Source organism: Nesterenkonia sp. Act20 (genome assembly GCF_019173455.1).
In the GTDB taxonomy this organism is placed as follows: Bacteria; Actinomycetota; Actinomycetes; order Actinomycetales; family Micrococcaceae; genus Nesterenkonia.
In genome coordinates this window covers 689,129-703,976 of sequence record NZ_JADPQH010000001.1, presented here as the reverse complement: position 1 = coordinate 703,976, position 14,848 = coordinate 689,129, and the positions used below count along the sequence as shown (strand labels likewise).

The following is a 14,848-nucleotide window of genomic DNA, read 5'->3' as shown; positions in this document are numbered from 1 at the left end:
GCACCGGATCACGAATCAGCCAGTTCGGCGCCCCGGCGGCGCCCTGGCGAATCATCATTGCGAGAGGACACCGTGTCTCACACCTCCAGTCCGGTCAGCGCGCTGCAGACCGTCGAGGAAGCCACCGCGCCAGCGGGGGCCCAGATCACTGCCGCTTTTCCGGCCCCGCCGACCGATGGGATCGACCTCGTCGGCCCGTTCCAGATCGGGTTCTACGGTCTGGCCATCGGCCTGGGGATCCTCGCCGCGTACTTCGTCGCCAGTCGACTGTGGAAGTCGCGCGGAGGACAGCCGGAGAACGTCTTCGATGCACTGATCTGGGCCGTCCTGCTCGGCATCATCGGCGGCAGGCTCTATCACGTGTTCACCTCTCCCGACGCCTACTTCGGCGAGGGCGGTGACCTCTCGCTGATTCCGCAGGTCTGGCTCGGCGGCCTCGGCATCGTGGGTGCCGTGGCCCTGGGCAGCGTGGGCGTCTGGTTCGCCTGCCGCCGCTACGGCATGAAGTTCGGCGCCTTCGCCGATGCGCTGGTCCCCGGGGTGATCCTCGCGCAGGCCATCGGTCGCTGGGGCAACTGGTTCAACCAGGAGCTCTACGGCGGCCCCACGAACCTTCCCTGGGGCCTGGAGATCGACACCTCCCAGCGCCACCAGGCGCCGCCGCTGGGTGCCGGCGAGGACACGCTCTTTCACCCGACCTTCCTCTACGAGAGCATCTGGAACCTGGTGGGCTTCATTCTGCTCATCGCGCTCTATCGCCGCTTCGCCGTCAAGCAGGGCCTCCTCACCTGGACCTACGTGGCCTACTACGCCCTGGGACGTTTCTGGGTCGAGTCCCTGCGCGTGGATGAGATGACGAAGTCCACCCAGTGGATCGACATCTTCGGAATCGAATGGCGACTCAACATGTGGATTTCGGTGCTGCTCTTCGTCCTCGCGCTGGGCATGCTCATCTGGCTCTGGACCCGCCGACCGCGCACCGAGGTCGCACTGGCCGAGGAGCTGGAGATCTACCGCCCCGGCCAGGGCCCCCGCGGGGCAGAGGACCACAGCCTCCTGCTCGACACAGAGGACGACGGCGCCGCGTCCACCACCGAGGAGGAGAGCACGGTGTCCACCACGGAGGAGGACACCGCCGCGTCAGCAGACGTGCGTCCGAGGGATTCGGAGGAAGCCGATCTGTCCCTGCACGAGTCCGATCGCGCGTCCGAATCCTCCAGCCCCGCGGAGCAAGACCGTCCCAAATCCTGAGATCGAACTTGCAACGGCTGGGGGCTGGCAGGAGGATTGGTGCATCCCCTGCCCACCAGCGGGATGATCAAGAAGACGGTGCGCCGACCAATACGCACCGCTTGAGCACCGAGCGCCGGGATACACCCGAGCAGCGCAGGGTCACAGCCTGACTGCGCCACGCAGGACAGAAGACCGACGGATCTGCTGGAGACTTTTTCCGGGTGGGACGCACAGTTCCGCTTGAACGGGGAGAATGGTCCCAGACTCCGTGCATCACGAAGGGGCCGAAGACGTCCCCTCCCCATGAAACGTCCGCATGCGGAGGAAGGAAGACCGTCATGTCTACTCTCGAATCATTCGAGGCAGCGCTCGGCGCAGACGCGCTGAAGGTCACGAGTCCCTATCAGCGCTTTGCCGCTTTCCCCGAGAAGGCCGGCCTCTACGATCCTGCCAATGAGCACGAGAACTGCGGCATGGCCGCCGTCGCCACCCTGCGGGGGACCCCCGGACACGACATCGTGGACCACGCGCTGGTGGCGCTGCGCAACCTCGAGCACCGCGGTGCAGTGGGCGGCGACGTCGGCACCGGCGACGGCGCGGGTCTGCTCACGCAGATCCCTGACGAGTTCTTCCGTGCAGTCACCGAGTTCGACCTGCCGGCTGCAGGGGAGTACCTCGCGGGGACTGCCTTCCTTCCGCAGTCTGAGTCCGAGCGGGAGACCATGTGCGCGAGCTTCGAAGACCTCGCCACCGAGCAGGGACTGCAGGTGCTGGGATGGCGTGACGTCCCCGTGGACGCCTCCATGATCGGCACCCTCGCCAAGGAATCCATGCCGTTCTTCCGCCAGGTCTTCCTCGGCGCCGCAGATGAGGACTCCTTCGAGTTCCAGGACTCCGCCCCGGGCTCGCTCGACCAGCGCGGCTGGCGGCTGCGCAAGCGCGGACAGAACCGGCTGGGGGTCTACTTCCCCTCACTGTCCTCGAAGACGATCACCTATAAGGGGATGCTGACCACCGCGCAGCTGGAGCCCTTCTTCCCTGATCTCTCCGATGAGCGGTTCAAGACCACGCTGGGCATCGTTCACTCCCGCTTCTCCACGAACACCTTCCCGTCCTGGCCGCTGGCCCAGCCGCTGCGCAACATCGCGCACAACGGCGAGATCAACACCGTCAAGGGCAACCGGAACTGGATGCGCGCTCGGCAGTCCATGATGGCCTCCGAGCTATTGGGGGAGGACCCCGAGTCGCTCTTCCCGATCTGCACACCCGGCGCCTCGGACTCGACCAGCTTCGATGAGGCTGCCGAGCTGCTGATGCTCTCCGGTCGGCCGCTCGCCCAGTCCATGCGGATGATGATCCCAGAGGCCTGGGAGAACCACGAGACCATGGACCCGGGTCTGCGGGCGTTCTACCAGTACCACGCTCAGCTCATGGAGGCATGGGACGGTCCGGCCGCCATCGCCTTCACCGACGGCCAGCAGGTCGGCGCCATGCTGGACCGCAATGGTCTGCGCCCCGCGCGCTACTGGGTCACCGATGACGGCCTGGTCGTGATGTCCTCCGAGGTCGGCGTCATCGACCTGGAGCCCGCTTCGATCGTGCGCAAGGGACGGGTCGCCCCTGGCATGATGCTGCTGCTGGACACGGTCGAAGGTCGCATCATCGAAGACGAGGAGATCAAGGCTGATCTGGCCTCCTCCGCACCGTGGGCCGACTGGGTCAAGGACAACCTGGTCGAACTCGCGGACCTTCCGGAACGGCTCCATGTGCGCCACCCCTCGGAATCCGTGCGGCTGCGCCAGCAGACCTTCGGCTACACCCAGGAGGAGCTGCGCATCCTGATCGGCCCGATGGCCACCGCTGGCGCCGAACCGCTGGGCGCGATGGGCACCGACACCCCGATCGCGGTCCTCGCTGACCGTCCCCGGCTGCTCTTCGACTACTTCGTGCAGACCTTCGCCCAGGTGACCAACCCCCCGCTGGACGCGATCCGCGAGGAGCTCGTCACCTCGCTCGGCCTGCACATCGGCCCGAGCGGGAACCTGCTGAGCAACGAGCAGGTGAAGTCCCAGCAGGTCGCCCTCGACTTCCCGGTGATCAACAACGACGAACTGGCGAAGATCGCCAACATCCGCAACGACGAGGGTGCGAAGATCGCGCTGAAGGTGCGTGCCCTCTACCGGGCGGGCTCCCGCGAGGAGGAGCTGCGGCAGCGGATCCGCGAGATCTGTGAAAAGGTCTCCGCGGCGGTCAACCGCGGGGTCAGCTACATCGTGATCTCCGACCGCGACTCCAATGCGCAGTGGGCTCCCATCCCCTCGCTGCTGATGCTCTCCGCCATCCACCACCACCTGCTGAAGTCGGCGAACCGCACCCGAGTCTCGCTCGTGGTGGAGGCCGGAGACGTCCGCGAGGTTCATCACGTGGCCTGCCTCATCGGCTACGGCGCCGCCGCGGTCAACCCCTACCTGGCCATGGAGACCGCCGAAGACATGGTGCGTCGCAGCGAGATCAGTGGCGTGTCCGAAGAGCAGGCGGTGCACAACCTGCTGACCGCTCTGGGCAAGGGCGTGCTCAAGATCATGTCCAAGATGGGCATCTCCACGGTGGCCTCCTACTGCGGTGCGCAGACCTTCGAAGCCGTGGGCCTCGCCCAGAACGTGGTCGACCAGTACTTCTCCGGAACGCATTCGCCCATGGGCGGCGTCGGCCTGGACGTGCTCTGTGACGAGACCCTGCAGCGCCACTCGCGGGCCTATCCGGCCGATGGCAATGACCTGGGTCGTGGCGACGAGCTGGAGATCGGCGGCGAGTATCAGTGGCGTCGCGAGGGCCCGCCGCACCTGTTCAATCCGCAGACGGTCTTCAAGCTGCAGCACTCCACGAAGACCCGCCGGTATGACATCTTCAAGCAGTACACCAAGTCGGTGGACGATCAGTCCGAGGCGCTGTTGACCCTGCGCGGGCTGTTCAAGCTCTCCGCGCAGCGTGAACCGGTGCCCATCGACGAGGTCGAATCCGTCGGGGAGATCGTCAAGCGGTTCAACACCGGGGCGATGAGCTACGGCTCCATCTCTCAGGAGGCCCACGAAACCCTGGCCATCGCGATGAATCGGCTCGGCGGGCGCTCCAACACCGGCGAGGGCGGCGAGCACCCTGACCGCCTCGAGGACCCCGAGCGCCGTTCGGCGGTCAAACAGATCGCCTCCGGCCGTTTCGGCGTGACCAGTCAGTACCTCACGCACGCGGATGACCTGCAGATCAAGATGGCCCAGGGGGCCAAGCCCGGTGAGGGCGGCCAGCTCATGGGCAAGAAGGTCTACCCCTGGGTGGCCGAGACCCGCCACTCCACCCCCGGCGTCGCCCTGGTGTCCCCACCGCCGCACCATGACATCTACTCCATCGAGGACCTCGCCCAGCTGATCTTCGACCTCAAGCGCGCGAACACCGGCGCCAGGGTCCACGTGAAGCTGGTCTCCCTGCATGGGGTCGGCACCGTGGCGGCCGGCGTGACCAAGGCCAAGGCCGACGTCGTGCTGATCTCCGGGCACGACGGCGGCACCGGCGCCTCACCGCTGAACTCGCTCAAGCATGCCGGCACGCCCTGGGAGCTCGGACTGGCCGAGGCGCAGCAGACGCTGATGCTCAACGGACTGCGTGAACGCGTGACCGTGCAGGTGGATGGTCAGCTCAAGACCGGTCGCGACGTCGTGATCGCCGCGCTCCTCGGCGCAGAGGAATACGGCTTCGCCACCGCACCGCTCGTAGTCTCGGGCTGCATCATGATGCGCGTCTGCCACCTGGACACCTGCCCGGTGGGCGTGGCCACGCAGAATCCGCTGCTGCGTGAGCGCTACACGGGCAAGGCTGATCATGTGGTCAACTTCTTCGAGTTCGTCGCTCAGGAGGTGCGCGAATACCTCGCCGAGCTGGGATTCCGCAGCCTGGACGAGGCCATCGGACACATCGACTCGCTGAACATGGACGACGCCAAGCGGCACTGGAAGTCCGCCGGGCTGAACCTCGGCGCCGTGCTGGACGGCTACGACCCCAACGACCCGATCACCGCCTCGATGCTGCGCCGCACCCGCGGCCAGGACCATGAGCTGGAGAAGCACTTCGACATGGGCCTGATCGAACTGGCCGGCTCAGCGATCACCCATGGCGAGAAGGTGCACATCGAAAAGAAGGTCATCAACACCGACCGCTCGGTCGGCACGATGCTCGGCCACGAGGTGACCAAGGCGCAGGGGCTCAAGACCCTGGAGAACAACACCATCGTGGTGGAGCTCACCGGTGAGGCCGGCCAGTCTCTGGGCGCGTTCCTGCCGCATGGGATCACCCTGCACCTCTCCGGCGACGCCAACGATTACGTCGGCAAGGGACTCTCCGGGGGTCGCATCATCGCGCATCCGGACCCTTCGGCTCCGCTGGTGGCGGAGAAGAACGTGATCGCCGGCAATGTCATCGGCTACGGAGCGACCGCCGGTGAGATGTTCCTGCGCGGCCAGGTGGGCGAACGCTTCCTGGTGCGCAACTCCGGTGCCACCGCCGTCGTCGAGGGCATCGGTGACCACGGCTGTGAGTACATGACCGGCGGCCAGGCACTGATCCTCGGACCCACCGGGCGCAACTTCGGCGCCGGCATGTCCGGCGGCACCGCGTTCGTGCTGGACTTCGACGAACAGCGGATGAACTCCCAGGCCCAGCGCAACGGCGACCTGCTGCTGCTGGAACCCGATGAGGAGGACCGCGGGATCATCGGCGACCTGCTGCGCCGCCATCATGAGGAGACCGGCAGCGCGGTGGCCGAGGCGCTGCTGGATGACACCGAGAAGACCTATGCGCGGATCACCAAGGTGCTCCCGCGCGACTACGACGCCGTGCTCCGCGCCCGCTCCAGCGCCCTCGACGAGGGGCTGGATCCCGATGGCGATGCGGCATGGCAGAAGATTCTGGAGGCGACCCGTGGCTGATCCCCGTGGATTCATGAAGCACCGAGACCGTCAGGACCGGCCGTCTCGCCCCGTCCCCGTGCGCATCATGGACTTCAACGAGGTCTATGAGCGCAACGAGCGCGGCATCGTCCAGACCCAGGCGAGCCGCTGCATGGACTGCGGCATCCCGTTCTGCCATACCGGCTGCCCGCTGGGGAACCTGATTCCCGAGTGGAACGACCTGATCTGGCGAGACCAGTGGGAGGAAGCCTCCTCCCGGCTGCATATGACCAACAACTTTCCAGAGTTCACCGGGCGCATCTGCCCCGCGCCCTGTGAGACCTCCTGCGTGCTGGGCATCAACCAGCCCGCGGTCACCATCAAGCAGTCCGAGGTCGCCATCGCCGACGAGGCGATCGCCCGCGGCTACGTCGAGCCGGTGCTGCCCCAGCGGCTCACCGGCAAGACCGTGGCCGTGGTCGGCTCCGGACCGGCAGGCCTGGCGGCAGCCCAGCAGCTGACCCGCGCCGGACACACCGTGGCCGTCTACGAGCGCGACGACCGCCTCGGCGGGCTGCTGCGCTACGGCATCCCGGACTTCAAGATGGAGAAGCATCACGTCGAGTTCCGCATCGATCAGATGCGGGCTGAGGGGACGCGCTTCTACACCTCCACCGAGATCGGCGCCGACATCACCTGGGACGCCCTGGAGGCCAGCTACGACGCGGTCATCCTGGCCACCGGCGCCATGGTCCCGCGCAACCTCGGGGTCACCGGACGTGAACTCTCCGGCGTGCACTTCGCGATGGAGTACCTGGTGCAGTCGAACAAGGCGACCTCCGGCGATGAGGTCGCCGACCAGATACACGCCGAGGGCAAGCACGTCGTCATCCTCGGCGGCGGTGACACCGGCGCCGACTGCATCGGCACCGCCCACCGGCACGGCGCGAAGTCGGTCACGACCCTGGCCATCGGCAAGGAGCTCCCCGGCGAGCGTCCGGAGCATGAGCCCTGGCCCATGGACCCGCGCGTCTTCGAACTCACCAGCGCCGATGAAGAGGGCGGGGAGCGCAGCTACCTCGCCTCCACCGTCGAATTCCTCAGCGACGACGAAGGCCGGGTCCGCGCCCTGCAGGTCGCCGAGACCCAGTACAACCCGGACGGCTCACGCTCACCGAAGCCCGGCACCGAGCGCGAGATCCCCGCGGACCTGGTGCTGCTGGCGCTTGGCTTCACCGGGGCAGAGTCGGACACGCTGACCGGTCAGCTGGGCCTGGACTTCGACAAGCGCGGCAACATCACCCGCGCCGAGGACTACCAGACCTCGGTCGAGGGGGTCTTCGCCGTGGGCGATGCCGGACGCGGCGCCTCCCTGGTCGTCTGGGCCATCGCGGAAGGGCGTGCGGCGGCCGCGAAGGTCGACGAGTATCTCGAGGGGGAGACCCGCCTGCCGGCTCCGGTCAAGCCCTCGGATCGTGCGATTTCGCTCACAGGCTGACTGTTATAGGCTCGGAGAAACAGGTCCTGGTCCAGTGTCGTGCCAGTCCATCAGCAACGCTTAGCAGCAATGAAGATAGGACAGAGTAAGACATGAGACACGCCAAAATCGTCGCTACATTCGGACCCGCCACAGCAGGCTACGAGACGACCCGCCGACTCATCGAGGCCGGCGTCGACGTCGCCCGCGTGAACATGAGCCACGGCGACTACAGCGTCCACGAGGACACCTACAAGACCGTGCGCGAGGTCTCCAAGGACCTGCGCACCGCAGTGGGCATCTTCGCGGACCTGCAGGGCCCGAAGATCCGCCTCGGCCGGTTCATCGAGGGCGAGCACTCCCTCGAGGTCGGGGATCGCTTCACGATCACCGTCGAGGACATCCAGGGCACCAAGGACCGCTGCTCCACCACGTTCAAGGGTCTGCCCGGAGACGTCAATGTCGGGGACACGCTGCTCATCGACGACGGCAAGGTGTCACTGCGCGCCATCGAGGTCACCGAGACCGACGTCATCACCGAGGTCGAGGTGCCGGGCAAGGTCTCCAACAACAAGGGCATCAACCTTCCCGGCGTGGCCGTCTCGGTCCCCGCGCTCTCCGAGAAGGACGAAGAGGACCTGCGTTGGGCGCTGCGCACCGGATTCGACATGGTCGCGCTCTCCTTCGTCCGCGACGCCGCCGACATCGAGGCAGTGCACCGGATCATGGATGAAGAAGGGCGCCGCGTCCCGGTCATCGCCAAGGTGGAGAAGCCGCAGGCGGTGGAAGCTCTCCAGGACGTGGTCGACGCCTTCGACGCCGTCATGGTCGCCCGTGGCGACCTCGGCGTGGAGCTGCCGCTGGAAGAGGTTCCGCTGGTGCAGAAGCGCGCCGTGGAGCTCGCCCGCCGCTGGGCCAAGCCGGTCATCGTCGCCACCCAGGTGCTCGAGTCCATGATCGAGAGCCCCCGGCCCACGCGCGCCGAGGCCTCCGACTGCGCCAACGCCGTGCTCGACGGCGCGGATGCGGTCATGCTCTCCGGCGAGACCTCCGTGGGCAAGTACCCCGTGGAGACCGTGGAGACCATGTCCCGGATCATCCAGACCACCGAGTCCAAGGGTCTGAGCCGCATTCCCGAGCTCGGCACCCGCCCGAAGACCCGCGGCGGCGCGATCACCCGTGCCGCCAAGGAGATCGCGGATCAGCTGGACATCGCCCACCTGACCACGTTCACCCGCTCCGGAGACTCCGCCCGTCGGCTCTCCCGGCTCCGGCCCAAGCAGAACATCTTCGCCTTCACCCACGTGGAGCACACGCACAACATCCTGACGCTGTCCTGGGGCGTGCAGCCCCGCTGGGTGGAGTTCGCGACCCACACCGACACCATGACGGCCCAGGTCGACAAGCTGCTGCTCGAAGAGGGCGCGGCTGAACTGGGCGAGCTCGTGGTCATCGCCGCCGGTTCCCCTCCAGGACAGGCCGGCACCACGAACATGGTCAAGGTGCACCGCATCGGTGATCTGCACGACTCCGGTGACATCGAGACCCTGCGTCGCGGCGATACGGCTCCGCCGAACAAGGAGCCCGTGGGACCGTGGCCAGCCGCAAGCGCCTCCAGCGCAAGCTGAACCACTCGACAGACTGCCCGGCCCAGGCCAGGTAGGATGATGCTGTCCTCGGACGCCACATCGGCACCGAGGGCAGCATCGCTGAATTCGGCGCAGGCCGGCTCAGCACAGCCCGAATGGCGGAATCGGTAGACGCGCCGCACTCAAAATGCGGTACCACTGGTGTGTGGGTTCGAGTCCCACTTCGGGCACCACGATCGACAAGGGACCAGAAGGAGAACGGTGAGCGAACAGACTCAGTCCGGCGGCGCTGGTGCCCCCGAGGAAGCACCCGCTGCAGCAACCCCGGCGTCGGCAGCTCCGGCGTCTCAGCCGACCCCTGCCACGGCCTCCCAGCCGGCACCGCTGGCAGCGTCCCAGGAGACGCCCCAAGACCAGGCCCATGAAGGGCAGACGCCGCGCCGCGTGCTGGTCGCCGAGGACGAGACGCTGATCAGGCTGGACATCGTCGAGATCCTCGCCGGGGCAGGCTATGAGGTCGTCGGCGAAGCAGACAACGGCGAACGAGCCGTGGAGCTCGCCCGCGAGACCGAGCCCGATCTGGTCGTGATGGATGTCAAGATGCCCATCATGGACGGCATCTCTGCCGCGAAGATCATCGCCGAGGAGCGGATCGCGCCCGTGGTGATGCTGACTGCCTTCTCGCAGCGCGACCTCGTCGAATCTGCGCGCGAGGCGGGCGCGATGGCGTACGTGGTCAAACCCTTCACCGAGAATGACCTGATCCCGGCCGTGGAAGTCGCCATGGCGCGCTTCGATGAGATCCGTGCCCTGGAGGACGAGGTCACCTCGCTCGCCGACAAGTTCGAGACGCGCAAGCTCGTGGAGCGCGCCAAGTCGCTGCTCACCACGAAGATGGGCCTCTCCGAGCCGGAGGCCTTTCGCTGGATCCAGAAGACCTCGATGGACCGTCGACTCTCCATGCGAGAGGTCGCCGAGACGGTCGTCGACCAGATGGGCTGAGTACTTCCGTTTCCCGTTGAGGGGCGGATTCTCCGACTAGTTGACGCTGTTTTCGGCCTCAGATGCTCGGAGAATCCGCCCCTCAATGCGTGGGAGTGGGGCTCACGTCTCGAAATAGAACTGGTGGTGGGCCGCGCAGCCCGGGTTGAACGGCGCCGCACAGAACCTGCAGTGCTCGGCGACCAGGTATTCGTCGATGCTGAACCGCCGACGGCAGACCCCGCAGAGCAGCGCGAGCTCGGTCCGGCGCCCGAGCGGCCAGCGTTTGATCGGATGCGCCTCGGTCTCCTGGTGACACATGAGGCAGGGATACCAGCGGTCGCAGCAGAAGAACCTGATCGCGACGACGTCCAGGGGTCCGCCGTAGTGCCGGCAGCGGGTCTGATCGTCCACTGCTGGGCCGCGGATCTGAGCTTCCTCCATGACCCTGAGGCTATCCGACCCCCCGACGCACCCCTCGCGCTGAGCCCACCCCGCAGGTCGGGCCACTGCATCCCTGCACGCCAGTGGAATTCTGCATGGTGAGACGAGTGGCGATGCGGGTGCGCTGGGACACCTTCTCAGGCATAGAATTCAGAACATGGTTGAGCCCACTGCGCAGAGCACCCAGAAGAGCACGTCCGAGGGCACCGCGCCCTTCACCCCTCCCGTCGCCGTGACCGGACCCTCGAGTCCGGAGAAGCCGCGAAGCTGGGAAGTCACCGACGGATACACCCGGGCCCCGGCACGCGGCATGCTCCGCGCCGTCGGCATGGGGGATGAGGACTTCTCCAAGGCCCAGATCGGCATCGCCAGCTCCTGGAACGAGATCACCCCCTGCAACCTCTCGCTGGACCGCCTGGCCAAGGCGTCCAAAGAGGGCGTCCACGCCGGCGGCGGCTACCCACTGGAGTTCGGCACGATCTCCGTCTCCGACGGCATCTCCATGGGACACGAAGGCATGCATTACTCGCTGGTCTCCCGCGAGGTCATCGCCGATTCCGTGGAGACCGTCATCCAGGCCGAGCGCCTCGACGGCTCCGTGCTGCTCGCCGGCTGTGACAAGTCCCTCCCGGGGATGCTCATGGCCGCGGCGCGGCTGGATCTGGCCAGCGTGTTCCTCTACGCCGGCTCGATCATGCCTGGCATTGCACGCTTCGCCGACGGCTCCGAGAAGCAGGTGACGCTCATCGACGCCTTCGAAGGTGTTGGAGCCTGCGCCCGCGGCACCATCAGCGAGGCCGACCTCGACGTCATCGAACGCGCCATCTGCCCCGGAGAGGGTGCCTGTGGCGGCATGTACACCGCCAACACCATGGCCTGCATCGGTGAGGCGCTGGGCATGTCGCTTCCCGGCTCGGCCGCCCCGCCCTCGGCCGACCGACGGCGCGACCATTACGCGCACAAGTCCGGCGAGGCCGTGGTCGAGCTGCTCCGCAAGGGCATCACCACCCGCGACATCCTGACCCTGAAGGCCTTCGAGAACGCCATCGCCGTGACCATGGCCTTCGGCGGATCCACCAACGCAGTGCTGCACCTGCTGGCCATCGCTCGTGAAGCCGGGGTGGAGCTCAAGCTGGAGGACTTCAACCGCATCGGGGACAAGATCCCGCACCTGGGCGATCTCAAGCCCTTCGGTCAGTACGTGATGACCGACGTCGACCGGGTCGGGGGAGTGCCGGTGGTGATGCGTGCGCTGCTCGACGCCGGCCTGCTCCACGGGGACGCGCTGACCGTGACCGGCAAGACCGTGGCCGAGAACCTCGAGGCCATCAACCCGCCGGACATCGACGGCAAGATCATCCGCGCCCTGAACAACCCCATGCACCACAACGGCGGGATCGCTGTGCTCTCCGGCTCGCTGGCGCCCGAGGGCGCAGTGGTGAAGTCCGCCGGCTTCGACGCCGAGGTCTTCGAAGGCACCGCCCGCGTGTTCGAACGAGAGCAGCAGGCACTCAAGGCGCTGGAGGAAGGACGGATCCAGTCGGGCGACGTCGTCGTCATCCGCTACGAAGGCCCCAAGGGCGGACCGGGCATGCGCGAGATGCTCGCCATCACCGGGGCGATCAAGGGTGCCGGCCTGGGCAAGGACGTGCTGCTGATCACCGACGGTCGCTTCTCCGGAGGCACCACCGGACTGTGCATCGGTCATATCGCCCCCGAAGCCGTCGACGGCGGACCGATCGCCTTCGTGGCCGACGGGGACACCATCCGGGTGGACATCGCCGGCCGCACCATCGACCTGGTGGTGGACCCGGCGGAGCTCGCAAGGCGGCAGCAGGACTGGACCCCGCTGCCCCCCTTCATCACCACCGGAGTACTGGGCAAGTACGCCAAGCTCGTGCGCTCCGCCGCCGAGGGAGCCTACTGCGGCTGAACCGCGGCCACGGTGCGGCGGCCCACTGTCGGGCCGCCGCACCGCACCGAGGTCTTCCACCATGTGAGACGGGCATGTGGGATGTTGACACGGATCACAGCCCGCGGAAGCATGGACGCCATGCGTCAACTACTAGCGGTAGTACCCGTAACCGCCGCCGGGGGAAGTGTGGAGTGATCCACACACCCCAGCTCGGCCGCTCGAGAGCCTCGCACGGGGCCGCCGAACGGTTGAACTGGAGCTGACGCAGACGCTCACCCCGGCAGAGAGCCCCACAGAGGCTTATCAGCCGGGGTTTTCTCTTGACCGGAGTGGATTCTCCACGGACCAGAGACTTCTTGGACCAGCAATTCGGGAACCAGAGACTGAGGAAAAGATGAGCAATCTGACAGCCACGAGCCCAGCGCTGCTGAGCTCGAAAGCAACCAGCAGCGCCGCTGGGACCTCCGCCGATCAGCGACTCTACGGCCCCGGCCGCACGGTGGAGCCGGTAGCGGTCACGGGCTCCCAGTCGATCATTCGCAGCCTCGAAGAGCTGGGTGTGACAGACGTCTTCGGCATCCCCGGGGGCGCGATCCTGCCCACCTATGACCCGCTGATGGACTCCGAACAGATCAACCACATCTTGGTGCGCCACGAGCAGGGCGGCGGACACGCGGCTCAGGGATACGCCATGGTCACCGGTCAGGTGGGCGTCTGCTTCGCCACCTCCGGCCCCGGTGCCACGAACCTGGTGACCCCGCTGGCCGATGCCCACATGGACTCGGTCCCCATGGTGGCGATCACCGGACAGGTCAACGCCTCCGTCATCGGCACCGACGCCTTCCAGGAAGCCGACATCGTCGGAATCTCCACACCGATCACCAAGCATTCCTACCTCGTCACCGACGCCGACCAGATTCCCCGTGTGATGGCCGAGGCCTTCCACCTGGCATCCTCAGGCCGCCCCGGCCCGGTGCTGGTGGACATCACCAAATCCGCACAGGCGGCGCAGACCACCTTCTCCTGGCCTCCGAAGATCGAGCTCAACGGGTACCGCCCGGTCACCCGCGGCCACTCCAAGCAGATCCGCGAGGCGGCGAAGCTCATCCAGGGCGCCTCCCGGCCGGTGTTCTACATCGGCGGCGGCATGATCAAGGCCGACGCCTCCGCGGAGTTCCACGCGCTGGCGGAGACGGTCGGGGCGCCGGTGGTCAACACGCTGATGGCCCGCGGCGCCTTCCCGGACTCGCACCAGCAGAACCTCGGCATGCCGGGCATGCACGGCACGGTCTCCGCCGTCGCCGCCCTGCAGCGCTCCGACCTGCTGATCACCCTGGGAGCGCGCTTCGATGACCGGGTCACCGGTCAGCTGGAGAGCTTCGCCCCGGATGCAAAGGTCATCCACGCCGACATCGACCCGGCGGAGATCTCGAAGAACCGCGCAGCCGATGTGCCGATCGTCGGCTCGCTCAAGGAGATCGTGCCCGAGCTGACCACTGCCTTCGATGCTCTGGTCGCCAAGCACGGCCGCACCGATCTCACTGCCTGGTGGAAGCAGCTGAACCACTTCCGCAAGACCTACCCGCTGGGCTACACCGCCCCCGAGGACGGGCAGATCGCTCCGCAGCAGGTCATCGAGAAGATCAATCAGGCCGCCGGTTCCGAGGCCGTCTACGTGGCCGGGGTCGGACAGCACCAGATGTGGTCCTCGCAGTTCGTGAAGTACGAGCGTCCCCGACAGTGGCTGAACTCCGGCGGGCTGGGCACCATGGGCTACGCCGTGCCCGCCGCCATGGGTGCCCAGGTCGGCAATCCGGACCGGGTGGTCTGGGCCATCGACGGTGACGGCTGCTTCCAGATGACCAATCAGGAGCTCGCCACCTGCGCGATCAATAAGATCCCGATCAAGGTCGCGATCATCAACAACTCCTCGCTGGGCATGGTGCGCCAGTGGCAGACCCTGTTCTACGAATCGCGCTACTCCAACACCCACCTGAACACCTCGCAGACCGCCGCCGGGGGAGAGGTCGTCCGCATCCCGGACTTCCTCAAGCTTGCCGAGGCCTATGGCTGCGCGGGGCTGCGCTGTGACAAGCCGGAGGACATCGACGCCGTGATCGCCGAGGCCATGTCCATCAATGACCGTCCCGTGGTCGTGGACTTCGTGGTCTCCCGTGATTCCATGGTGTGGCCGATGGTCCCCGCCGGGGTCTCCAACAGCGACATCCAGTTCGCACACAACCTGACCCCGGAATGGGACGAGGAGGAGTAG

At 66.8% G+C, this 14,848-nt stretch carries 8 protein-coding genes and 1 tRNA gene; 8 read left to right on the top strand and 1 reads right to left on the bottom strand.

Going from position 1 to position 14,848, the window contains the following annotated elements:
* Positions 1-72: 72 nt before the first annotated feature.
* From lgt to IY716_RS03145, 6 genes are all read left to right on the top strand, one after another.
* Positions 73-1,251, top strand: coding sequence for a prolipoprotein diacylglyceryl transferase (gene lgt, locus IY716_RS03170; RefSeq protein ID WP_369699571.1), 1,179 nt, complete (start codon positions 73-75; stop codon positions 1,249-1,251).
* A gap of 320 nt (positions 1,252-1,571) precedes the next feature.
* Positions 1,572-6,209 (top strand): glutamate synthase large subunit, encoded by a 4,638-nt coding sequence (gene gltB, locus IY716_RS03165; RefSeq protein ID WP_218220156.1) that lies wholly within the window; start codon positions 1,572-1,574, stop codon positions 6,207-6,209.
* Entirely contained in the window at positions 6,202-7,668 is a 1,467-nt protein-coding gene (locus tag IY716_RS03160) for a glutamate synthase subunit beta (protein WP_218220155.1), read from the top strand. The genes gltB and IY716_RS03160 overlap by 8 nt, the downstream gene beginning before the upstream one ends.
* Before the next feature lie 92 nt (positions 7,669-7,760).
* Positions 7,761-9,275 (top strand): pyruvate kinase, encoded by a 1,515-nt coding sequence (gene pyk, locus IY716_RS03155; RefSeq protein ID WP_218220154.1) that lies wholly within the window; start codon positions 7,761-7,763, stop codon positions 9,273-9,275.
* A 110-nt stretch (positions 9,276-9,385) separates the two neighbouring features.
* Positions 9,386-9,469, top strand: a tRNA-Leu gene (locus tag IY716_RS03150).
* 151 nt (positions 9,470-9,620) lie between these two features.
* On the top strand, positions 9,621-10,238 hold the full coding sequence (locus tag IY716_RS03145) for an ANTAR domain-containing response regulator (protein ID WP_218221379.1): 618 nt from the start codon (positions 9,621-9,623) through the stop codon (positions 10,236-10,238).
* A gap of 102 nt (positions 10,239-10,340) precedes the next feature.
* Here the strand turns inward: IY716_RS03145 and IY716_RS03140 are convergent, their stop codons facing one another.
* Positions 10,341-10,661 (bottom strand): CHY zinc finger protein, encoded by a 321-nt coding sequence (locus IY716_RS03140; protein ID WP_218220153.1) that lies wholly within the window; start codon positions 10,659-10,661, stop codon positions 10,341-10,343.
* A gap of 157 nt (positions 10,662-10,818) precedes the next feature.
* Between IY716_RS03140 and ilvD the strand changes: the two genes are divergently transcribed.
* Both ilvD and IY716_RS03130 read left to right on the top strand, forming a co-directional pair.
* Entirely contained in the window at positions 10,819-12,594 is a 1,776-nt protein-coding gene (gene ilvD, locus IY716_RS03135; RefSeq protein WP_218220152.1) for a dihydroxy-acid dehydratase, read from the top strand.
* Positions 12,595-12,970: 376 nt separating this feature from the next.
* Positions 12,971-14,848 (top strand): acetolactate synthase large subunit, encoded by a 1,878-nt coding sequence (locus tag IY716_RS03130; protein ID WP_218220151.1) that lies wholly within the window; start codon positions 12,971-12,973, stop codon positions 14,846-14,848.

Coding starts and splice junctions, on each gene's coding strand:
- IY716_RS03140 (WP_218220153.1), bottom strand. CDS start 10,661: ATGGAGGAAGCTCAGATCCGCGGCCCAGCAGTGGACGATCAGACCCGC.
- ilvD (WP_218220152.1), top strand. CDS start 10,819: ATGGTTGAGCCCACTGCGCAGAGCACCCAGAAGAGCACGTCCGAGGGC.
- gltB (WP_218220156.1), top strand. CDS start 1,572: ATGTCTACTCTCGAATCATTCGAGGCAGCGCTCGGCGCAGACGCGCTG.
- IY716_RS03130 (WP_218220151.1), top strand. CDS start 12,971: ATGAGCAATCTGACAGCCACGAGCCCAGCGCTGCTGAGCTCGAAAGCA.
- pyk (WP_218220154.1), top strand. CDS start 7,761: ATGAGACACGCCAAAATCGTCGCTACATTCGGACCCGCCACAGCAGGC.